Source organism: Enterobacter cloacae complex sp. 2024EL-00711 (assembly GCF_047529885.1).
GTDB classification, from domain to species: domain Bacteria; phylum Pseudomonadota; class Gammaproteobacteria; order Enterobacterales; family Enterobacteriaceae; genus Enterobacter; species Enterobacter ludwigii.
Genome location: NZ_JBLIZC010000002.1, coordinates 441,407 through 464,016 on the forward strand (window position 1 = coordinate 441,407; position 22,610 = coordinate 464,016).

20 protein-coding genes are annotated in these 22,610 nt (G+C 54.2%); 11 read left to right on the plus strand and 9 right to left on the minus strand.

What is annotated here, in order from left to right; all coding sequences use genetic code 11:
• The first annotated feature begins 82 nt into the window (after positions 1-82).
• Entirely contained in the window at positions 83-988 is a 906-nt protein-coding gene (locus tag ACMVME_RS08450; RefSeq protein WP_044866315.1) for a LysR family transcriptional regulator, read from the plus strand.
• Here ACMVME_RS08450 and fumA read toward each other — a convergent pair.
• Both fumA and ACMVME_RS08460 read right to left on the minus strand, forming a co-directional pair.
• On the minus strand, positions 977-2,626 hold the full coding sequence (fumA, locus tag ACMVME_RS08455; RefSeq protein WP_025203790.1) for a class I fumarate hydratase FumA: 1,650 nt from the start codon (positions 2,624-2,626) through the stop codon (positions 977-979). The genes ACMVME_RS08450 and fumA overlap by 12 nt on opposite strands.
• A gap of 55 nt (positions 2,627-2,681) precedes the next feature.
• Positions 2,682-4,190: an anion permease gene (locus ACMVME_RS08460; RefSeq protein WP_072126457.1), complete on the minus strand. Its 1,509-nt coding sequence runs from the start codon at positions 4,188-4,190 to the stop codon at positions 2,682-2,684.
• A 611-nt stretch (positions 4,191-4,801) separates the two neighbouring features.
• Between ACMVME_RS08460 and ACMVME_RS08465 the strand changes: the two genes are divergently transcribed.
• Positions 4,802-7,582, plus strand: coding sequence for a flavocytochrome c (locus tag ACMVME_RS08465; protein ID WP_059306560.1), 2,781 nt, complete (start codon positions 4,802-4,804; stop codon positions 7,580-7,582).
• 65 nt (positions 7,583-7,647) lie between these two features.
• Positions 7,648-8,610, plus strand: a complete 963-nt coding sequence (locus tag ACMVME_RS08470) for an FAD:protein FMN transferase (protein WP_068794770.1) — start codon at positions 7,648-7,650, stop codon at positions 8,608-8,610.
• Here the strand turns inward: ACMVME_RS08470 and dcuR are convergent.
• Both dcuR and ACMVME_RS08480 read right to left on the minus strand, forming a co-directional pair.
• The gene (gene dcuR, locus ACMVME_RS08475) at positions 8,591-9,310 is read right to left on the minus strand and encodes a two-component system response regulator DcuR (protein WP_014170753.1); all 720 of its coding nucleotides are present in this window, start codon (positions 9,308-9,310) and stop codon (positions 8,591-8,593) included. The two genes, ACMVME_RS08470 and dcuR, sit on opposite strands and share 20 nt — an antisense overlap.
• Entirely contained in the window at positions 9,307-10,923 is a 1,617-nt protein-coding gene (locus ACMVME_RS08480) for a sensor histidine kinase (protein ID WP_068794769.1), read from the minus strand. Before ACMVME_RS08480 ends, dcuR begins: the two co-directional genes overlap by 4 nt.
• 164 nt (positions 10,924-11,087) lie before the next feature.
• Here ACMVME_RS08480 and ACMVME_RS08485 point away from each other — a divergent pair, with 164 nt between their 5' ends.
• Entirely contained in the window at positions 11,088-11,951 is an 864-nt protein-coding gene (locus tag ACMVME_RS08485; RefSeq protein WP_020883324.1) for an N-acetylmuramic acid 6-phosphate etherase, read from the plus strand.
• Between the two features lie 57 nt (positions 11,952-12,008).
• Here ACMVME_RS08485 and ompC read toward each other — a convergent pair whose 3' ends face one another.
• Positions 12,009-13,175 carry a porin OmpC gene (gene ompC, locus ACMVME_RS08490; RefSeq protein ID WP_068794768.1) on the minus strand — a complete coding sequence of 389 codons (1,167 nt, stop codon included), beginning with the start codon at positions 13,173-13,175 and terminating at the stop codon, positions 12,009-12,011.
• A 352-nt stretch (positions 13,176-13,527) separates the two neighbouring features.
• On the opposite strand from ompC, the gene ACMVME_RS08495 reads away from it, so the two are divergent.
• The 3 genes from ACMVME_RS08495 (at position 13,528) to ACMVME_RS08505 (ending at position 16,178) form a co-directional block, all read left to right on the plus strand.
• Entirely contained in the window at positions 13,528-14,229 is a 702-nt protein-coding gene (locus ACMVME_RS08495; RefSeq protein WP_063924792.1) for a phosphohydrolase, read from the plus strand.
• A gap of 61 nt (positions 14,230-14,290) precedes the next feature.
• Positions 14,291-15,706 carry a DNA cytosine methyltransferase gene (locus tag ACMVME_RS08500; protein WP_047355482.1) on the plus strand — a complete coding sequence of 472 codons (1,416 nt, stop codon included), beginning with the start codon at positions 14,291-14,293 and terminating at the stop codon, positions 15,704-15,706.
• Entirely contained in the window at positions 15,687-16,178 is a 492-nt protein-coding gene (locus tag ACMVME_RS08505) for a very short patch repair endonuclease (protein ID WP_020883328.1), read from the plus strand. The genes ACMVME_RS08500 and ACMVME_RS08505 overlap by 20 nt, the downstream gene beginning before the upstream one ends.
• On the opposite strand, the gene yedA is transcribed toward ACMVME_RS08505, so the two are convergent.
• Positions 16,150-17,064 (minus strand): drug/metabolite exporter YedA, encoded by a 915-nt coding sequence (gene yedA, locus ACMVME_RS08510; protein WP_020883329.1) that lies wholly within the window; start codon positions 17,062-17,064, stop codon positions 16,150-16,152. The genes ACMVME_RS08505 and yedA overlap by 29 nt on opposite strands.
• A 178-nt stretch (positions 17,065-17,242) precedes the next feature.
• On the opposite strand from yedA, the gene ACMVME_RS08515 reads away from it, so the two are divergent.
• The 3 genes from ACMVME_RS08515 (at position 17,243) to dgcQ (ending at position 20,189) form a co-directional block, all read left to right on the plus strand.
• Entirely contained in the window at positions 17,243-18,154 is a 912-nt protein-coding gene (locus tag ACMVME_RS08515; RefSeq protein ID WP_020883330.1) for a DUF808 domain-containing protein, read from the plus strand.
• Positions 18,155-18,232: 78 nt separating this feature from the next.
• Positions 18,233-18,415: a YodC family protein gene (locus ACMVME_RS08520; RefSeq protein ID WP_014170745.1), complete on the plus strand. Its 183-nt coding sequence runs from the start codon at positions 18,233-18,235 to the stop codon at positions 18,413-18,415.
• Positions 18,416-18,488: 73 nt separating this feature from the next.
• Entirely contained in the window at positions 18,489-20,189 is a 1,701-nt protein-coding gene (gene dgcQ, locus ACMVME_RS08525) for a cellulose biosynthesis regulator diguanylate cyclase DgcQ (protein WP_044867762.1), read from the plus strand.
• Here dgcQ and ACMVME_RS08530 read toward each other — a convergent pair.
• Both ACMVME_RS08530 and yodD read right to left on the minus strand, forming a co-directional pair.
• The gene (locus ACMVME_RS08530; protein ID WP_068794767.1) at positions 20,174-20,974 is read right to left on the minus strand and encodes a mannosyl-3-phosphoglycerate phosphatase-related protein; all 801 of its coding nucleotides are present in this window, start codon (positions 20,972-20,974) and stop codon (positions 20,174-20,176) included. The genes dgcQ and ACMVME_RS08530 overlap by 16 nt on opposite strands.
• Positions 20,975-21,276: 302 nt before the next feature.
• A complete protein-coding gene (yodD, locus tag ACMVME_RS08535; protein WP_008500310.1) occupies positions 21,277-21,504 on the minus strand; it encodes a YodD family peroxide/acid resistance protein in 228 nt (75 codons plus the stop codon).
• Between the two features lie 129 nt (positions 21,505-21,633).
• Here yodD and dsrB point away from each other — a divergent pair, with 129 nt between their 5' ends.
• Positions 21,634-21,822 carry a protein DsrB gene (gene dsrB, locus ACMVME_RS08540; protein ID WP_020883333.1) on the plus strand — a complete coding sequence of 63 codons (189 nt, stop codon included), beginning with the start codon at positions 21,634-21,636 and terminating at the stop codon, positions 21,820-21,822.
• 104 nt (positions 21,823-21,926) lie between these two features.
• Here dsrB and rcsA read toward each other — a convergent pair whose 3' ends face one another.
• Positions 21,927-22,550: a transcriptional regulator RcsA gene (gene rcsA / locus ACMVME_RS08545; RefSeq protein WP_008500313.1), complete on the minus strand. Its 624-nt coding sequence runs from the start codon at positions 22,548-22,550 to the stop codon at positions 21,927-21,929.
• Positions 22,551-22,610 lie beyond the last annotated feature (60 nt).

Consider the following 22,610-nt stretch of genomic DNA (forward strand, 5'->3'; position numbering starts at 1 on the left):
GTGAATAGGAACGCCTTCAGTTTAAGAACCCGCGACTTATAATAAAAAACGCGTAATGGGGGAAATTCCCCCCGAAAACTGAATGGAGAGTGGCGTGACGACGGTAATTTATTCCTTTGCCCAACTGGAAGCGTTTACCGCCGTGGTGGAATACGGTGGCCTGGCAAAAGCGGCGATGAAGCTCGGGAAAGATCGTACGACGCTGCGCGACCTGATTGATTTTCTCGAAGATGGATTAGGGTACAGGCTGTTTGTGCGTGAAGGACGCACGCTGCGTCTGACCCCTGAGGGCGAGCAACTGCAGCGGCAGGCGCACCTGCTGATGCGCCAGGTGAAAGCCTTTGAGGCATTTGCCAGCGCGGTACCGGAGCGTGCTACGCAGGACATCACGCTGGTTTACGATCCCTTTACCTCGAGGCCATTTTTGCAGGCGCTGATTGGCGAGATGGCGAAGCGACATTTACGTCTGAGCCTGGTCAGCGCCTCCCGGGATGAGGCGGAAGCGATGCTGGCCAGCGGGCAGGCGGATCTGGGCATTTGCCAGGCACGTAATCGCAGTGTGGGTAATGAAATGGAGTGGCGGGCGCTCGGGGCGATCGATATGGATTTCTACGCCTGCAACACGCTGTTCGCCGAAGCCACGCAGCCGCTGTCGCTGCTTGAGTTGTCGCTGGTGCCGCAGGTGATTATGCACGCCGCCTCGGATGAGCCGGTGGCGCGTCGTCTGCAAATTTCGGGGCACACCCTTTTCACCAACGAGCTGGAGATGTTGCGGGGCCTGCTGGAGCAGGGATGCGGCTGGGGATTTTTACCGACGCATTTCCAGCCGACCGGGTGGAAAAAGGTAAAAAGGCTGCACACCGAAGTGGGCAGCCAGGGGATAAGTCAGACGATGGTGACCATCTGGAAGCCGGGAAGCGACAAGCGAGAGAGGATCGCTGAAATGCTGTCGCTGTTACCGGCGTTGTGGAAAAACTCAGCGCTGTGAACACCCATTGCACTGCTGATTCTGGATCTGCTGGAAGAAGTCGTTACCCTTGTCATCCACCAGGATAAACGCCGGGAAGTTTTCCACTTCGATTTTCCAGATGGCTTCCATACCCAGTTCAGGATAGGCCACGCACTCCAGACGCTTGATGCTGTTTTGTGCCAGTACCGCCGCCGGGCCGCCGATGCTGCCGAGGTAGAAACCGCCGTGCTTATGACAGGCATCGGTCACCTGCTGGCTACGGTTGCCTTTCGCCAGCATGATCATGCTCGCACCGTGAGACTGCAGCAGGTCGACGTACGAATCCATCCGTCCTGCCGTGGTTGGGCCGAGAGAGCCTGATGCATAGCCTTCCGGAGTCTTGGCCGGGCCTGCGTAGTAGATTGGATGGTCTTTGACGTACTGCGGCAGTTCTTCACCGTTGTCGAGCAGCTCTTTCAGCTTCGCGTGGGCAATATCGCGCGCCACGATGATGGTGCCGTTCAGCGACAGGCGGGTAGAGACCGGATGAGCAGAAAGCTGGGCCAGGATCTCCTTCATCGGCTTATTCAGATTGATGCTGACCACGTCGCCTTCACCCTGTTGACGCAGGGATTCAGGAATATACTGGCCCGGATTGTGCTCCAGTTTTTCAATCCAGATACCGTCGCGGTTGATTTTGGCTTTGATGTTGCGGTCAGCGGAGCAGGAGACGCCCATGCCAATGGGGCAGGAGGCACCGTGGCGCGGCAGACGGATCACGCGAATATCATGGGCGAAGTATTTCCCGCCAAACTGTGCGCCCAGGCCGAGGTTCTGTGCTTCCTGAAGCAGTTCCTGTTCGAGCTGAACATCACGGAACGCCTGACCGTGTTCGTTACCTTCGGTGGGCAGCGCGTCGTAATAGCGCGTTGAGGCGAGCTTAACGGTTTTCAGCGTCGCTTCAGCCGAGGTTCCCCCAATCACGAAGGCAATATGGTAAGGCGGGCAGGCCGCGGTACCCAGGGTACGCATTTTCTCAACCAGATAGTTTTTCAGCTTCGCCGGGGTAATCAGCGCTTTGGTTTCCTGATAGAGATAGGTTTTATTCGCGGAACCGCCGCCTTTTGCCATGCACAGGAATTTATATTCGTCCCCGTCGACGCTGTAGAGATCGATCTGCGCAGGCAGGTTAGTGCCGGTATTGACCTCTTTATACATATCCAGCGCGGCATTCTGGGAATAACGCAGGTTATCTTCGATGTAGGTGTTATAGACACCCTGACTCAGCGCGGCTTCGTCACCGCCACCGGTCCAGACGCGCTGGCCTTTTTTACCCATGATGATCGCCGTGCCGGTATCCTGGCAGGTGGGCAGCACGCCTTTGGCCGCAATTTCAGAGTTGCGCAGGAACTGCAGGGCAACGTATTTATCATTTTCGCTGGCTTGTGGGTCGTTAAGAATAGCGGCAACCTGTTTCTGATGCGAAGGGCGCAGCATAAAGGCGGCGTCGTGGAAGGCCTGCTGTGCCAGCAGCGTCAGCGCTTCGGGTTCCACTTTCAGGATCTCCTGACCCTCAAATTCGGCAACAGAGACGTGTTCTTTGGTCAGCAGATAGTATTCGGTATCGTCGTGTGCGAGAGGGAAGGGGTTCTGGTAGTAAAACGGTTTGTTTGACATAGCGTATTGCTCCAAAAAAATAAAACCGCCGGAGAGGTAGCCCGGCGGTCAGGGATCAGAACATCATGGACATCCACGGATAACCAATCAGCAGCAGGGCCGCCAGGAAGATGGCACCAAAGATGGTGCCGAGGCGCCAGTAGTCTTTGGTTGGCAGGTAGCCGCTACCGTAGTAGATAGGGCTAGGGCCGGTACCGTAAGGGGTGATAATCCCCATGACACCCAGGGAGGTCACCATCAGCAGGACGAACACCTCCATATTCATGCCAGGAATGGTAGAGGCGATGGTCAGCATCGCTGGCAGCAGCGCCGTGGTGTGTGCGGTGGTGCTGGCAAACAGGTAGTGCAGCAGGTAGAACGCCAGCAGCAGTACGATGGTGGCAACACCCGGCGAGATACCGCTCATCAGCAGACCGCCTTCTTTACCCAGCCAGCTAATGAAGCCCGTGGAGGAGAGGCCATCCGCCAGCGCAACCAGGGTGGCGAACCAGACGAAGGTGTTCCAGGCGGCTTTATTCCCGGTGATATCGTTCCACTCCAGCACCCCGGTCCACAGCATCAGACCCACGATTAACAATGCAGCCATCGCCGGTTCAATCCACGCGGCGGCGAAAATCCACATCAGCAGCGCGCAGCAGACGAAAATCAGCAGCAGGATTTCGTTACGGGACAGTTTGCCCAGTTTTTCCAGTTCACGGGTCGCCCACAGTGGCACTTCGTTGTTCACTTTAACTTCAGGCGGGTAGAACCAGTAGGCCAGCAGCGGCATGGTCAGAATCAGCAGCACGCCCAGCGGCAGGAATGCGATAAACCAGGTGCCCCAGGAGATGTCGATCCCCACGGTGCTTTTCACCAGCGCCAGCGCCAGCAGGTTCGGTGCGAGGGCAGACAGGAACATTGAGCTGGTAATACAGGCCGCGGTGATCGCCACCCACATCAGGTAAGAGCCAATTTTACGCGCGCTTGGATCGTTCGGTTTTGAACCATACAGCGGCGGCAGGTTAGCGATAATCGGATAGATGGTCCCGCCGCTACGCGCGGTGTTGGAAGGTGTAAACGGTGCCAGCAGCAGGTCCGCGAAGGTGATAGCGTAACCGAGCGTCAGGCTGCGACGACCCAGATATTTCACCAGAATCAGCGCCAGACGGCGGCCGAAGCGGGTTTTGTCATAGCCTGCGGCAAACATGAAGGCACCGAAAATCAGCCATACGGTAGAGTTACCAAAACCGCTCACGGCCCATTTAAAGGAGGCACCCGCCAGTTTGAATTTCGGGTCGGCCAATTGTTCCGGGCTGAACAACACCCACTGGCTGCAGAGCGCAATTGCCACGACGCCGGTCAGGCCAATGACCGCGCCTGGCAGCGGTTCGAAGATTAAACCGACAATCACGCCGACAAAGATAGCGAAGTAGTGCCACGCGTAAGGAGGAAGCCCTTCCGGGACCGGAACAAACAGTAACAGCACGGCAACGACAATGGGCAATGCCATCATTAGCAGACGTTTTGCCTTTCCGTTGGATGCTTGACTCGCCACAGGGGGCGTTACAGCAGTTTTTGTATTCATAGTTTCGCGTCTTAAGTTGTCAGGAATTCGGTTATGCGCTGAAATATTCATTTGCTTTCTTTAGTTTGTTTTTATTTTATTTAGTTACTAAAGGTGCGCATTTGCTATTTCAGTAATAGCGATTTAACGCATTTTTGATGCGCTAAATTAAAAATTGATGATATTTATATATTGCGCCTTTGACTGTCTCGATGATTGATCGCGATCAAAAAAATAGAGTGGCGGTGGTGTTTTTGTCCAGTTGATAATAACCACTCTGGCGTATGTGGGTATTATTTATTTTGATATGGATTTTACTCAATGTTGTTAACATTTCAAATAATCATTTCCATATAACTCTATGTTTTTAATGGTTTGTTTTTGCCTCTTGGGATCGTGAAAAGGTCATTGATACGTTAACAGTGTTTAAAGGATTGTGAATAGAGTAATTAATATTGCTAACACCAATGTGTTATTAATGTTATTGAGGGGATTAAATAGTTTTTTAACTAACGTAATATCTTTAGAAACTAAAAAAATCATTATATTAGTATTATGACATCGGAATAAAAAATCGAAATAAAACTGAGCCCGATAACGAATTCTTAATTTTAAAGTTTGGAGTTTCTATTATGAGCACTAACGAACGTATTCTAAGCCCCTTCACATTACCGAATGGTACCGAACTGAAAAACCGTTTGTTAATGGCCCCTATGACGACCTGTACCGGTTATTACGACGGTACGGTGACCAGCGAGCTGGTTGAGTACTATCGCGCCCGCTCAGGCAGTATTGGTACCATTATTGTTGAGTGCTGCTTTGTTGACGATCTCGGTCTCGCCTTCCCGGGTGCGATTGGCATTGATAACGACGAGAAAATCGCCGGGCTGGCGAAGATCGCTGAGGCGATTAAGTCCAAAGGCTCTAAAGCGCTGCTGCAGATCTACCACGGCGGCCGCATGGTTGATCCGAAACTGATCGGTGGCCGCACGCCGGTGGGGCCAAGTGCCGTTGCCGCGCCGCGTGACGGCGCCGCCACGCCGGTTGCCCTGACGGGAGAAGAAGTCGAAGGGATGATCGGTAAGTTCGGTGAAGCAGTACGCCGTGCGATTCAGGCGGGTTTCGATGGCGTTGAAATCCATGGGGCCAACACCTATTTGATTCAGCAGTTCTACTCTCCAAACTCTAACCAGCGTGACGACGAGTGGGGTGGCAGCCGCGATAACCGCGCGAAATTCCCGCTGGCCGTGCTCGACATCACCCATAAAATGGTGCGCCAGTACGCCGATGACGCCTTTATCATCGGCTATCGCTTCTCCCCTGAAGAGCTGGAAGAGCCGGGCATCCGCTTTGAAGACACCATGTACCTGCTGGAAAAGCTGGCCGCGCGCGGTGTGGATTACCTGCACTTCTCCGTTGGCGCAACCCTGCGTCCTTCTATTGTCGACACGCAGGATCCGACCCCGCTTATCGAAAAATACCGCGCAATGCGTTCTGACACGCTGGCGCAGGTGCCGGTCATGGGCGTCGGTGGCGTGGTCAATGCCGCGGATGCGAACGAGGCGCTGGAACATGGCTACGATCTTATCGCCGTAGGCCGCGCGACCATCGCCTATCCGGACTGGACAGACCGCATCGCGGCGGGAGAAACGCTGGAACTGTTTATGGACAGCACCCGACGCGAAGCGCTAAGCATCCCTGAGCCGCTGTGGCGTTTCTCGCTGGTGGAGGCGATGATCCGCGATATGAGCATGGGTGAATCGAAATTTAAACCGGGCATGTTTATTGAGAATGTTCGGGACGATAGCAACGAACTGGTGATTAACGTCAGCCTGGAGACCGACCGCATCGCCGACATTGAACTGGCTTCTGGCCCGACCCAGGACGTTGAGTTTGTCACCAGCTTCGAAGAGATCCGCACCCGTATTCTGGATGCAAACACCCCGCACGTGGATGCCATTACCGGTGCAACCAGCCAGAGTGAAGCGGTCAAAAAAGCGGTGTCTAAAGCCATGCTGAAATCCAGCAAAGCGCTGGCAGCCGAAGAGGGTGTCGACCCGAACGAGACCCGAAGCGTTGACGTTGTGGTGGTCGGTAGCGGTGGCGCGGGTCTGGCCGCAGCAATCCAGGCGCATGACGAAGGCGCAAGCGTGCTGATTGTTGAGAAAATGCCCTCCATCGGCGGTAACACCATTAAAGCGTCTGCGGGGATGAACGCCGCGGAAACACGCTTCCAGCGGGTGAAAGGAATTCAGGACAGCAAAGAGCTGTTCTATCAGGAAAGCCTGAAAGGCGGTAAAAACAAGAACAACCCGGCACTGTTGCGCCGCTTTGTGGAAAATGCCCCACAGGCGATCGAGTGGCTGGCGACCCGCGGCATTATGCTCAACGACATCACCACCACCGGCGGGATGAGCATCGACCGTACTCACCGTCCAAAAGACGGTTCTGCGGTGGGCGGCTATCTGATTAGCGGCCTGGTGCGTAACGTCAACAAACGCAACATCGAGGTCATGCTCGATACGTCGGTCAGCGATATTCTCTTCGAGAACGGCGAAGTCACCGGCGTACGTCTGACCACGGAAGAAAACGAAACCCTTACCGTAGCAACCAAAAGCGTCATTGTGGCTACCGGTGGTTTCAGCGCCAATAGCCAGATGGTGGTTAAGTACCGTCCTGACCTGGAAGGTTTCGTGACCACCAACCACAAAGGGGCGACAGGGGGCGGTATCGCGCTGCTGGAGCGTATTGGCGCCGGTACGGTCGATATGGGTGAAATCCAGATCCACCCAACCGTTGAGCAGAAAACCTCGTACCTGATTTCCGAATCCATCCGCGGTGGCGGGGCGATTCTGGTGAACCAGCAGGGGAACCGTTTCTTCAACGAGATGGAAACCCGCGATAAAGTCTCTGCACAAATTATCGCCCTGCCGGAGAAATACGCTTACATCGTCTTTGATGAGCATGTACGCGCCAAAAACAAAGCGGCAGATGAGTACATCGCCAAAGGGTTTGTCACCAGCGCCAGCTCACCTAAAGCGCTGGCTGAAGCCCTGGGTATGGATTATCACGCTTTCCTGGCGACCCTGGAGCGTTACAACGGCTTTGTTGAAAAACAGCACGATGACGATTTTGGCCGTACGACCGCGCTGCGTGCGCCGATCAACGAAGGGCCATTCTATGCCATTCAGATTGCGCCGGGCGTGCACCACACCATGGGCGGTGTGACCATTAACACCGAAACCTGCGTACTGGACAGCAACCACAACGTGCTGCCAGGGGCATTTGCGGCCGGTGAAGTGGTCGGTGGTATCCACGGTGGTAACCGCATCGGGGGTAACGCGGTGGCAGATATCATTATTTTTGGTACGCTTGCCGGACATCAGGCGGCGATGCGCGCGAAAAGGGCGTAAGTCAGCCGTAAGGGTATGCCGGATACGCACCGTGTATCCGGCATTTCAACCAGGGAGCTTGCACCATGTTTTCTGACCACCGCGTCTACAGTTACTCCGCCGTTCTGATGGGATCGCCCATTCTCCTGAAGCTTTTCTCTCATGATGAAGCCCTCGCTTCTCGCGTTTTTAGACTGATTAAACAGTATGAAGACCTGCTGACCGTCAACCGTGCCAGCTCGCAGGTGATGGATATCAACCATGCTGCCGGTCAGCATCCTGTCACCGTCAGTCGCCCGGTTTTTGAGCTTATCCGCTGTGCGAAAGCGGCAAGCCAGCTCAAGGACAGCGCATTTAACCTGGCTATCGGCCCGCTGGTGAAACGCTGGAAAATCGGTTTTCGGGGAGATAGCGTTCCGCCTGCCGATGAAATCGCGTCGTTGCTCGCCATTACCCATCCTGAGGATGTGGTCCTTGATGAGGCCAGCAGCAGCGTGTTCCTGACCCGGGCGGGCATGGAGATTGATCTGGGGGCCATCGCCAAAGGCTATATCGCCGACAGAGTGCGCGATTACCTGCGTAAAGAGGGCGCTCAACTGGGGCTTATTAATCTTGGCGGTAATATCCAGACGCTGGGTTCACCGGAAGGGGGCTGGAGCGTGGGGCTCAAAAAACCGTTCGCCGGGGAGGCGCTGCTCGGTACGATGACCGTAGAGAACATGTCGGTGGTGACATCGGGTACCTACGAACGCTTTTTTGAGCAGAACGGCAGGCGTTATCACCACATACTTGACCCGCGCACCGGCTATCCGCTGGATAACGAACTGGACAGCGTCACCATCATTTCGAAAAACTCCATTGACGGTGATATCTGGACCACGCTGATGTACGGCATGGGCGTCAGTAAAGGCTGTTCAGCGCTGCGTGCACGACCCGACATTGAAGCAATCTTCGTGACCAAAACAAAAGAAGTGGTGCTCTCTTCAGCGCACCACTTCCGCTTTACCTTGCTGGATAACAGCTACCGCGTTACTGACAGTACTGCTTGAGCAGTGCCGTCTGCTCGGGCTGCAGGCGATAGCGATACACCGGCCGCCCGGTGGCACCGTAGTGAATGCTGGTAAACAGAATGTTGATTTGCGCCAGCCAGATCAGGTATTTGCGACAGGACACGCGCGAGATATTAACCGCGTTTGCCAGATCATCGGTGGAAAACTCCGTCTCCGGGTGCGCATCAATCCATTGACAAATCGTACGCAGCGTTTGCGGCGTTAACCCTTTCGGCAGTTTTTTACTGTCCGCCAGTTCCGGCGCACCGCCGTGGATCAATCTGTCGACGTCGGCCTGCTCATAGTACTGATGCGATCCCATCAGGCTGTGCTTTGCCTTCCAGCCGTTCAGCGCCTCTTCAAAACGCGGGAACTGGAACGGTTTAATCAGATAATCCACCACACCGTAATGGATGGAGGTCTGGATGGTGGCGGCATCGGCGGCGGAGGAGATCATAATGACATCAATCGGCCGGCCTGAGGCACGTATGACGGGAAGGAGATCCAGCCCGTTATCCTGCTGCATATAGACATCCAGCAGCACCAGATCGACAGGCTGGCTGGGGTCGTTAATGATGGCCCTGGCCTGGTTGAGCGTGGAGGCGACGCCGCAGCAGCTAAAGCCTTCAACACGGTTGACATACAGACGGTTGAGGTCGGCCACCATGGCGTCATCATCGACAATTAACACATTTATCACGCGATATTCCTCTCGCTATCCCAGGGGATGTGAACAAAAAATTGGGTAAATACACCAGGCTCAGACTCGACGGTAATGTCTCCGCCCAGGTTCTGGATCTGCTGACGAGCAAGGAACAGCCCAACGCCGCGATTTTCGCCTTTGGTTGAGAAGCCCTTTGTAAAAACAGCCTCGAGCTGAGCCGGAACAATACCGGGGCCATCGTCGCTGACTTCGCAACTGAGCCAGCCATTCTGATAATGTAGCAGCAGGCCAATTTCGCCTTCCTGCTGTCCTTCCATCGCGTCGAGCGCGTTTTCAATGAGGTTACCCAGCACGGTAATCAGCACCGCAACCTGCTCTTCGTTGGCGGTATCCGGTATCTGGCACTCATCGGCCAGCGTCAGGGCGATCCCAGCTTCCTTAGCCCGGTTGATTTTACCCAGCAGGAACCCGGCTATCACCGGAGATTTAACTTTGCTCTGAATGGTACCAATATCGGTCTGATAATTATGCGCCGTCTGGATGATGTACTCTTCAAGTTTGTCGTAGCGCTTCATATGCAGCAGCCCGAGGATCACGTGCAGTTTGTTCATAAACTCGTGCGTATGGGAGCGCAGGGCATCGACATAATTGACCATGCCATCAATACGCTGCATCAGCTGGCTGATTTCCGTTTTATCGCGAAAAGTGGTGATGGCACCAATAACCCGCTCCTGGCTTTTTACAGGCACCATGTTGCACAGCAAGAGTCGCCCGTTGCAGCTGATCTCCTGATCCTTGCGTGCAATGCCACTCTTCGAGACTTCCCGCAGGCTTGCCAGCAGGGGAGCACTGGCATTTTCGGTCTGTTTGCCGGAAGGCAGAAGCAATATTTCTCTGGCGGTGTGGTTAATCATCGTCACCCGGCCCTGAATATCCACGGCCAGTACCCCTTCGCGAAGCGACTGCAGCATCGCCTGCCGCTGTTCGAACAGCGCCGAGATCTCATACGGCTCAAGGCCGAACAGGATACGTTTGAGCACGCGAACCAGACCCCAGATAGCCAGCGAGCTCATCAATATACTGAATAATATGGTCCAGACGGCGTTAAGCCGCCCGCGGGCAATCTGATCTTCCACTTTTTTAAGGGAGATGCCGACCACCACCACGCCGATCTGCTCGTGCTGGCTATCAAAGACGGGAGTAAAGACGCGAAGCGCTTCCGCGAGGGCACCCCGGTTAACGGCGACATGCTCCTTTCCTTCCAGCGCGGGCGTCAGGTCATCGCCGATAAAGTGCAGACCTAACAGGGCTTCGTTCGGGTGCGAGTAACGAATACCGCGCATGTCGGTGACCACGGTGAAGAGCAGGTCGTTGCGCCTGGTGACCGCCTGGGCGATGGGCTGAATAATATCCGCCTGGGGAGCCTGCATCAGACCGCGTTGAATTTCGGGACTGTCGGCCAGCGTTCGCGCGATACCAAGGGCCGTATCCTTAACATCATCGCGGGTGGCGCGGGTGATTTGGACGGAATAGAGCGCAAATACCACCAGCAGCACAGAACCGATAATCGCGCACACCATTAACGTGACCAGGGTGTTCAGTTTCATGGGGCGCTTGCGCGTCAGGGGGAAGGGCTGCAAATCGCTCATCAAAACTCCGCGATGATTAAGAAAGGGGTAATTATCGCCGATGACGCGCGTTTCTTAAAGCCATGTAAAGGCATGGATTCGGTCCTCTTTTCGTGACCCTCCTCGCAGGTCACCTGTCTAAAACACTTTATAGTGTAGGGGTACTCATAATAAGGAGGTTGTTTATGAGCATTACGCTTACCGGTTCGGTCAAGGAAAGACGGCACGCCAGCACGATGAATATCGATAGATTGTCCACGCTGGACATGCTGAAAGTCATTCACCAGGATGATGCCCTCATCTCCGCTGCAATAACCCCATGTTTAACAACGATCGCCCGCGTGGTGGATAACGCCGCTGCGACCCTGAGTCACGGTGGACGTCTGGTCATTGTTGGCGCCGGCCCGTCAGGCCGTGTCGCGCAGCAGGCAGCCGATGAGTATGCCCCGGGAAAAACGCCTGTGATCGCCATAACGGCGGGAGAGGAGGCGGGCAGCTACGAGCGCGGTGTCGCCGACCTGCAGGCCATCAAATTTGGTGAACAGGATATGATGCTGGCGGTCACCGTCAGCGGCAAAACACCGTGGGTCTGGGGCGCGATGCGCCATGCGTGGTCGTTGGGTTCCCCGGTCGCGGCTATTACGGATGACGCGCAAAGTGAAGCCGCGCAGCTGGCGAGCATGGTGATTGCCCCGGAGCTTGGCGCGGACGCGATCGCGGGTTATATCAATACCAAAGCCGGGATCGCACAAAAAATGATCCTGACCATGATAACCACCGGCCTGGCGGTTCGAACCGGACGCGTGTTCAGCAACCTGCGCGTGGATCTGGACGCCAGCAACACCAAATGGTCTGAACGGCAAATTGCCATCGTCATGGAAGCGGGGGGATGCACCCGGTCAGCGGCGAAAGCCGCGCTGGAGAGCTGCAACCATAACTGTAAAACAGCGGTGCTGATGGTGCTGACAGGGCTGGATGCCTGGAAGGCGCATGAACTGCTGGCGCAGAATAACGGCTTTATTCGTCTGGCACTGCAGGAAGCTCCGTAACATTTCTCTGTTGAATAAAAAAAAGCCCGCGATGCGGGCTTTTATCATAGTGGGAAGTTAGAACTGGTACGTCATACCTACGCCAACGATGTCATCTGTAGAGATGCCGTTTGCTTCGTAGAAGCTTTCGTCGTTGTCCAGCATGTTGATTTTGTAATCAACATAGGTGGAGAAGTTTTTGTTAAAGTTGTAGGTCATACCGACGTCGATATAGTTAACCAGATCCATGTCGCCATGCTGGCCCTGTGGGTTACCCGCATTGCCAGGATAAGTCATGTCCTTGCCTTTGGAGTAAACCCATGCCAGGGACGGACGCAGGCCGAAGTCGAACTGGTATTGCGCCACGGCTTCAAAGTTCTGCGTCTCATCCGCAATCCCGGTATCGCCATATGGCGTCATATTACGGGTTTGCGCATACATCATCGCCAGATAAACGCTGTTGGCATCATATTTCGCGCCAACGGTCCACACTTCCGCAGTCTTACCGCCGGCGAAACGTGCGCTGTCTTGTATACCCTTCGCTTCCTGCTCATTGGTACGGTCAGAAGAGGAGTAGGCCGCGCCTAAGGTCAGGCCAGACAGATCGCCGGAGAAATCATAGCTAGTGGACATACCGAAGCCATCACCGTTCTGGAAACGCACGTCGTTATGACCGTTCTTGGTCCCTTCCTGATCTTCTGTTGCGTCCTGACCTTCGTTTGCCCCCTGATACTGCAGCGCAAAATTCAGCCCCTCAACCAGGCCGAAGAAATCGGCATTACGGTAGGTCGCCACACCGTTTGCACGGCCGACCATGAAGTTGTCGGTCCAGGTATAAGAATCGCCCCCAAATACGGGCAGCATATCGGTCCAGGCTTCAACATCATACACGACGCCGTAATTACGACCGTAATCGAACGAACCGTATTCGCCATATTTCAGGCCAGCGTACGCCAGACGGTTAAATGAAGTATCACCGGCACTTTCGGTATTATTGGCGTAAGTTTTATATTCCCACTGGCCATAACCAATAACATCGTTAGTGATTTGTGTTTCGCCTTTGAAACCAATTTGTACATAGGTTTCATCGCCATCATCCCCAGGGTGATCAGAGAAAGTATGACGCGCATCGATCTTACCGTACAGATCAACTTTATTGCCGTTTTTGTTATACATTTCAGCTGCATGTGCTGCGCCAGCCATTAATAATGCGGGTGCGAGAATTGCCAGAACTTTTCTTTTCATTATATATTCCCTTTAAAGATAATTAATATGAATATATGTAATCACTCTCTGTCATTACAGGATTGATACTATTCTACGCAATGTCATTTTGGTTCAAAAATAAATGTAATTAAAATCGTAGAAATATTGCAAAACATTTCTATCTGTCGCTTTATTTTTCTGGTGAATTAGAGTTTAGAATATATAGAAATAAATTATCATTAAGTATTTAGCGGCAGTATTATTTAATATCTCCAATTGATATTAAATATATTTCCTCGGGAATGCAGGGTACACGCGTCCCTGTCAGGACAAGCCGTGATAGCGGCGGGGAAAGTTGCTATTGTAGCCGTTTTAACAACAGGACGTGATGATGGAACTTACGCAGTGGCAGTCTCGCTTTGAGCGTTGGCTCGATAAAAACCACGCGACCCACGACGCTGCGCATGATATTTCGCACTTTCGTCGTGTCTGGATGACGGCGCAAAAAATCATGGCGAACCAGGCGGTCGATTCACTGGTGGTACTGACCGCATGTTATTTTCATGACATTGTGAGCCTGCCGAAAAACCATCCCCAACGCAGCCAGTCATCACGTCTGGCGGCCAGCAAGACGCTCGACATTCTGCGTCGCGATTTTCCGGATTTCTCCTCTGAACGCTATGCGGCCGTGGAGCATGCCATTGAAGCGCACAGTTTTAGCGCCGGTATCGCGCCGCACAGTCTTGAAGCCAAAATTGTTCAGGATGCTGACCGGCTGGAAGCGCTTGGTGCTATTGGTCTTGCGCGCGTCTTTGCGGTATCGGGGGCGCTGGGCGTGGCGCTCTTTAACGCTGAAGACCCGTTTGCCGACGCGCGCACCCTTAATGACCGCGCCTTTGCCCTCGACCATTTTCAGACCAAGCTGCTGCGCTTGCCTGATACAATGCACACAGACGTGGGGCGCGAACTTGCGCAACACAACGCCGATTTTCTCATCCAGTTTATGGCGAAATTAAGTGCCGAATTACAGGGCGACTGCCTGGGGCTGGATAGCCAGGTGCTGAGCCGCTTCCGTCGCAGTTTGAGCGAGTGAACTGTGGTAATCTGTTTCCAGTCTTTATTCTCCGGTTAAAAGAATGCAGGAAAATCGATCAGTGAGTGAGCCCGCGCCAGAGCAGGCTGAGAAATCAACGGCAACGGTGCAGGCTTTATTGCGCCAGCTGCTGGATATCTATGATGCTAAAACGCTGGCGAATCAGCTGGTGGCGCACGGTGAGAGCCACTGGAGCCCGGCAATCCTGAAGAGACTGCTGACCAGCGAGCGGGCAGGGCAGCGTCTGAGTGAGGGCGAGTTTCGTTACCTGCAAAACCTGCTTCCGCGTCCTTCAGCCGCGCACCCGAACTATGCCTTCCGTTTTATCGATCTGTTTGCCGGCATTGGCGGCATTCGACACGGGTTTGAGGCCATTGGCGGGCAGTGTGTGTTTACCAGCGAGTGGAACAAACATGCGGTCCGTACCTACAAAGCCAACTGGTACTGCGATCCCCATGAACACCGTTTCAACGCCGATATCCGTGATGTTACGCTGAGCCACAAAAGCGGCGTGAGTGATGAAGAGGCGGCTGAGCACATTCGCCAGTCAATTCCGGCCCATGATGTCCTGCTGGCGGGTTTCCCGTGCCAGCCTTTCTCGCTGGCCGGCGTGTCGAAAAAGAATGCCCTCGGACGCGCTCACGGTTTTGCCTGCGATACGCAAGGCACGCTGTTCTTTGATGTTGTCCGCATTATCGATGCCCGTCGTCCGGCGATTTTCGTGCTGGAGAACGTCAAGAATCTCAAGAGCCATGACGGCGGAAAGACCTTCCGCATTATCATGCAAACGCTCGATGAGCTGGGGTATGACGTAGCGGACGCTCAGCATATGGGCGCGGATGACCCGAAAATCATCGACGGTAAGCATTTCCTGCCGCAGCACCGCGAACGCATTGTGCTGGTTGGTTTTCGCCGCGACCTCAACCTGAAGGGGGATTTTACCCTGCGGGATATTCCCTCTTTATATCCTGCGCGTCGCCCAACCGTGGCCGACCTGCTGGAACCTGTCGTCGACGCGAAATTTATCCTCACCCCGGTGTTGTGGAAATACCTTTACCGCTATGCGAAAAAACACCAGGCCAAAGGCAACGGTTTTGGCTTCGGGATGGTTAATCCGAACGATCCGCACTGTGTGACGCGCACGTTGTCCGCTCGCTACTATAAAGATGGCGCAGAGATCCTGATCGACCGGGGCTGGGATAAAGCGCTGGGGGAGAAAGATTTTGACGATCCCGATAACCAGCGTCATCGTCCGCGCCGCTTAACGCCGCGTGAATGCGCTCGGCTGATGGGGTTTGAGACCCCGCAGGGGTACACCTTCCGCATTCCGGTGTCGGACACCCAGGCTTATCGGCAGTTTGGTAACTCGGTGGTCGTTCCCGCGTTTGCGGCGGTGGCAAAACTGCTGGCCTCCCGCATCAGACAGGCCGTGGCGTTACGTGAGAGTGAGGCCGTCAATGACGGATGTTCACAATAAGGCGACGCGCAGTAAAAACATGCGTGCCATCGGCACGCGTGATACCGCCATTGAAAAGCGACTAGCCGGGCTGCTGACCGAGGCGGGGTTTGATTTCCGCGTGCAGGATGCCGCGCTTGCGGGCCGTCCGGATTTCGTTATCGATGCGTATCAATGCATCATCTTTACCCACGGCTGTTTCTGGCATCACCACGACTGCTACCTGTTTAAGGTTCCCGCGACGCGTACGGATTTCTGGCTGGAGAAGATTGGCAAGAACGTCGCGCGGGACAACCGTGACCTTAGCACGCTTCTCGCGCAGGGCTGGCGGGTGTTGATTGTCTGGGAGTGCGCGCTGCGCGGCAGATTAAGACGTACCGATGCCGACCTGACAGAACGGTTGGAAGAGTGGATCTGCGGCGGCGGGCAGGCCGCGCAGATCGACACCCAGGGTATTCACCCGCTTACGGTTTCTCCACCTCACACGGCGTAACAACCGGCTTCGCAGGAAGCAGATATTTCCCCAGCGTTACCAGCACAACGGCAAAGACAATCACGCCCAGCGCCAGCCATTCCACGGGAGATAACGTTTCGCCGGCAAAGCTGGTGCCCAGCAGTACGGCAACCACCGGGTTCACGTAAGCGTAGCTGGTCGCGATCGCCGGCGAAACATTGCGGATCAAGAACATATAGGCGTTAATGGCGATGACAGAGCCAAATAGAGCCAGGTAACCCACGGCCAGGAAGCCCGAAAGGTCCGGCATGGCTGTCAGTTTTTCGCCCGTCAGCGTTGAGGCAATCAGCAGCACAATTCCCGCCGCGAGCATCTCAATCGCGCCCGCCATCATGCCGGTCGGCAGCTCAATTCGTGAACCGTATACCGACCCAAATGCCCAGCTCATGGAGCCGATCAGGATAATCACTGCGCCCCACGGATTTCCGCTCAGGTTACCGCCGCTGTTGAGCAGGATGATCCCGGCAAGCCCGATCCCAATCCCTACCCATTCGAGCTTGCGGGTGCGGATGCCGAAAAGACGGCTAAAGCACAGGGTAAACAGCGGGACGGTCGCGACCACGACGGCGGCAATTCCGGACGGCACGTTCTGGTGCTCGGCGACCGTCACAAATCCATTCCCTATGGCCAGCAGCAGCAGGCCAATCAGGGCGGCATTGAGCATCGGGCGAAGCGGAGGCAGCTTATGACCCCGTAACAGCAGGAAGGCCATCAGTAACACGCCCGCCGAGAGAAAGCGTACGCCCGCCATCATGAGCGGCGGCCAGCTCTCCACGCCGATACGAATGACAAAGTAGGTGGAACCCCAGATGATATACAGCGAAAAAAGTGCCCCAATGAGCGGTAGCAGTTGCCGGAAACGCATAATCCCTCGCGACAAAATGAAAAGGTCGCTGACAGTAAACGCCAAAACTATCGGGCTGGCGAGCGCTTTAATTGTGTAGATGATGTGAATTTTTTGTTGACGCGAGGTGCCTGTTTCCGGGTTTACACTTTTGCTCCATACTATTCACTTAATTACCAAAAAAAGAAGGAATGAGATTTTGGCAGGAAGTAGCTTATTAACATTACTGGATGATATTGCCACCTTACTGGATGACATTTCGGTGATGGGAAAACTGGCGGCGAAGAAAACCGCCGGGGTTCTGGGAGACGATTTATCGCTCAACGCCCAGCAGGTGAGCGGCGTTCGGGCCAACCGTGAATTACCGGTGGTATGGGGCGTAGCGAAAGGCTCATTCCTGAATAAGGTGATCCTGGTGCCGCTTGCGCTGCTGATCAGCGCGTTTATCCCATGGGCGATCACGCCGTTGCTGATGATTGGCGGCGCATTTTTATGCTTCGAAGGCGCTGAGAAGATCCTGCACTCGTTCGCCGCACGTAAGAACAGCGACACGCCGGAAATGCGCCAGCAGCGTCTTGAGGCGCTGGCCGCGCAGGATCCTAAAACCTTCGAGCGTGATAAGGTGAAAGGTGCCATTCGTACCGACTTTATTCTGTCGGCGGAGATCGTGGCCATTACGTTAGGTATTGTCTCTGAAGCACCGCTTCTGAACCAGGTCCTGATCCTCTCAGGGATCGCCATTCTGGTCACGGTGGGGGTGTACGGGCTGGTGGGGCTTATCGTTAAGCTGGATGATATCGGCTACTGGCTGGAAGAAAAATCGAGCGCTATCGCCAAAGGTATCGGCAAAAGCCTGCTGGTGACCGCGCCCTGGCTGATGAAGAGCCTGTCAGTGGTTGGCACGCTGGCGATGTTCCTTGTCGGAGGCGGTATTGTGGTTCACGGTATCGCGCCGCTGCACCATGCTATTGAACATTTCGCCTCGGCGCAGGGCAGCATAGTGGCGGCAATTCTGCCCACGCTGCTTAATCTTGTGCTGGGCTTTATCATTGGCATTATCGTGGTTGGGGCCGTAAAACTGGTCGAAAAAATCCGCGGAACGTCGCACTAATTGTTACCTGTTGCGGGGTGCAAAAAGATCATTCCTCGTCTAAATTGAAAACGTTTCACCCTGATACAGGAGGCAGGTATGGTCTTTTTGGTCAGTGATGAAGTTAAGCCTAAGAAGGGCGGCCCACGTATGATTGTCACCGGGTATTCCAGCGGTATGGTGGAATGCCGGTGGCACGACGGTTATAGCATCAAGCGGGAAGCGTTCCGTGAAGATGAGCTTCAGCCGGGAGACGGGCAGCGCAAGCGAGACAAGGCTTAATGACATAACGCCCGGCTTTGCCGGGCGTTTTTACCTTCCGTATCCGGCGTCGGGCAGTAATCAGGGAGTGTGTGTGCAGCGCGAGACCTTTGTTGTAAGACGATCTTTTCTGCAATGGCTGCATATGCGTAGCAATCCGGGGTTGATTGTTAATCTCTGTTTTCTCATCGTACTGATATTTTCCACGCTCCTGACCTGGCGAGAGGTGGTGGTACTGGAAGATGCGTATATCTCCAGCCAGCGTAATCATCTGGAAACGGTAGCCACTTCGCTGGACCGGCAGTTACAGTACAGCGTGGATAAAATGCTGTTTTTCCGCAAAAGCATGCGTGATGCCATCCAGACGCCGCTGGCCTTTGATGTCCTGTATGAAGCGATTTCACGCTTTAACGCCTTTCGCACGCGCCCCAGCTGGCAGCTCGCCGTTGATAAAAAACGCACTCTCCCCATTAACGGCGTGTCGGATGCGTTCGTCGAAAAAACCACGCTGTTGAATCGTGATCCTGAGCGTATCAGCAATGAAATTTCTGCCGCCCTCGAAGTGGGGTATTTACTCCGACTGGCGTCCTCGGTGGGGCAAAGTGAAGAGCGGGTTATCTATGCGTCACGCGCCGGGTTTTACCTTGCGACGGACACGCCTGAACAGACGAGTGATATTAGCCAGCGCTATTACTATCTGGTTACCCAGCCGTGGTTTACCCAGCAGTCTGAACGTAACAATCGCGCTCGCGCGGTGCGCTGGTTTATCTCCAGCCCGTCGCCCTGGACCGGTGGTGAACGGATGATCACGGCCAGCGTACCGATCTATTTTGACCATTACTGGTATGGCGTTGTGGCGATGGATTTCTCATTGAAGACCATGAAACATCTGCTGGAAGAGGCAACGCAAGAGCGTACAGAGGGGGAATATCAGCTGTACGACACCCGGCTGAATATGATTGCCACGTCAGAAGAGACCGGCAGCCTGGTGAACCGGTTTGACGAACGCGAAACGGCGCAGATAGCACACGCAATCGAGAACGATACCGGCGGGGGGATCCGCCTCGGAAGCCGCTTTATCAGCTGGGAGAGGCTCGATCACTTCGATGGTGTGATTTTACGCGTTCATACCCTGCATGAAGGCGTGAAGGGGGACTTCGGCAGTATCAGTATCGTGCTGGCGCTGCTCTGGGCACTCTTCACCGCCATGCTTCTTATCTCGTGGCTGGTTATCCGTCGGATGGTCAGCAATATGTACACGCTTCAGCACTCTTTGCAGTGGCAGGCCTGGCACGATCCGCTCACCCGCCTGAATAACCGTGGTGCCCTGTTTGAGCGTGCCAAAATGCTGTCGGAAAAATGTCGGCAGCAGTCGCTGCCGTTCTCGGTGATTCAAATCGATCTCGACCATTTTAAAAGCATTAACGATCGCTTTGGCCATCAGGCCGGGGACAAAGTGCTTTCCCATGCCGCGGGCCTGATTGGCAGCGCACTGCGCAAGAATGATGTTGCCGGACGCGTGGGCGGGGAAGAGTTCTGCGTGGTACTGCCCGGCAGCGGGCTTGAAGAGGCGAGGGGGATTGCGGAACGCATTCGCTCACGCATCAACAGTAAAGAGATCCTGGTGAAAAAGAGTACCACCGTGCGTATCAGTGCCTCACTGGGGGTAAGTAGCGCCCAGGAAAAGGACAATTACGATTTCGAACAGTTGCAGTCAGTGGCGGATGCCCGGTTGTATCAGGCCAAGCAGTGCGGGCGCAACCGGGTGTTCTGGCACGATCAGGATAAGAAGTGATCCAGCCCCTCCTGCCAGCCCGCGGGGCCGGGCTGTTGCGTGTGGTACACCCGGGCGGGGTTATCGTCGCGTAACGTGATGCCCTGCCGGTTAATGCCCTTAATCACCACGGCGTAGTCCACGCTGTCCAGCAGCGGGGCATCATTTGGACCATCGCCGAGCCCCAGGGTAACCGGCACAATGCCTTCCCGCGCACGGTACTGCTCAATCAGCCAGTCAACCGCAACGTCTTTACCGCAGCGAGCATCCAGAACATGCCAGAAGCGGGCTCCCTGCAGGCATTTCAGGCCGCACTGCGCCAGCGCCTCGTCAAATTGCGCCATTTTTTCATCGCTGTCGCGCCAGATGAGCGTGACGGAGGCTTCGTGTCGGCGCGCGAGGGTCGAACGATAGCGCGTCAGCCCCGTCCACTCGCTGATAACCCGTTCGTCGACGTCATCAAAGGTGGTGAATTTAAAGCCCCGCTGCTGGCGAATCTGGTCGATCAGCGGGCGAATGTCACGGTGCGTCATCCCCCTGATGTGGTGTTGACCTGTCTCCCAGCGCACGTCGGGCTGAATCACCGCGCCATTCTCAGCTATGAAGGGCAACCCCTCCAGGCCCAGATCCTGCTGGATATCCAGCATTTCTGCCGCGGTCTTGCTGCTGCAGAGAATAACCGGCACCTGGTTATCCTGGAGGGTGTCCAGCCAGGGCATGGCCGGTTGCCACTCGTACGTATGAATATCGAGCAACGAGCCGTCGAGATCGGAAAAGATCAGCAGGCTATCCTGCAGTGAAGGCATAACGACTCCTGATAACTGACAAACTGCCACCTAAGAATATTCCTAAAAAAATTCCTAATGCTTAAGTCAGGCAAAAGGGTCTCTCTCCTGCCAAACCCGCATGCAGCGCATGTTGTCCCTCATAACTAAATTTATTATGTACCAAATATTATATTCGCCATGAGAATATATGCTTGTCATACAAAATGGTTGAGGATAGTGTTTTGTGTACATCAGATTTCCTGGTGTAACGAATTTTCAAGTGCTTCTTGCATAAGCAAGTTTTGATCCCGGCCATCCCCATGACCGGGATTTTTTTCGTCCTAACGATTTGCTTCAGACACGCTAAAATCGTGTATATCAAGCTCGAAGGCCTCCGCCAGTTCACGGTAGGTGTGATAATCCCTTCCGTTCACAATGACCCTGTCTGAATTGTCGTCCGAACGACGGACTTCTGACTCACTGATCTCATTGATGGCGGCCAGCAGGGCATCGACATCCACCTCAACCTCGCGTTTGATGGTGTCGCTGTACTCTTTGTCGGTCTTCATTACGGGGTACCTCATTTTGCCGTCTCCAACCCTAAGTATAGACTGCGCACAAAAACGCCATTCACACCGGGCAGCGATGCCAGTTAAGGCGTTTTGTTCTACACTGGCTCAAAACCAGAGGAGGAACGTATGAAGGTCAACGATCGGGTAACCGTTAAAACGGACGGTGGGCCGCGCCGCCCGGGTGTGGTCCTGGCAATTGAAGAGTTTAGTGAAGGCACGATGTACCTGGTATCACTTGAAGACTACCCGCTCGGCATCTGGTTTTTTAACGAACTGGGACACCCGGATGGCATCTTTGTAGAGAAAGCGCAATAGCATGGCGTCGGGTGGCGACTGGCGCGCCCGACACTGTCCACAGAAGCAAAAATCTCTGGCCAGGCCAGAGATCAAAGGTAGGGTGCAAAGGGTTTTTTTAGCGACTAACGCATGTTGACGAAAATCCCGTTCGTCACATTATCGGTGAGGCGTACCACGTGATAGATCACTTGCTTATTATGCGTTTTAATTTTCCTTTTAATATTTCCTTTATGTGACGAAACGGTTTTGGCTTTAATATTCATCTGGTCTGAGATCTGAATAGTCCCTTGCCCTGCCATCCACATTCGCAGCATGCTTGATTCAGTCCTGCTTAATGACAGGGTGGGTAAGTTAACCGCTCCTACATTTTTAACTTCTTTATTCAAATAATCACCCAGAATGTCATCCAGCGACTCTGGTTTAATCGATTTAGAACTGATCAATAAATTTTTACGAACCAACAAATACTCATCGAAATGGATATTCGCGATCGCCATAAAAACAATAAACAGGGTTTTTGGATGCTGATTAATGATTTGCTTAATGTGCTGACTGTTGGCTGGATCGTGAATGAAACAGTCCTCATTAATAAACACCACGCCTGGTTTAAGTTCGTCACAAGCGGCTGCGAGTTCGTCAACGGTGTGTGCATCGTTGATGTCTCTCTTTCTTACCCCTCTGCTTGCCAGGTACCCGGTTAACCCTAGCCGGGTGTAGCTGCATAAATCCATAATGATCGTTGACATGGCATACCCTCACTCAATGCGTAACGATAATTCACCATCTGCCTGAGAGCTCATAACAGC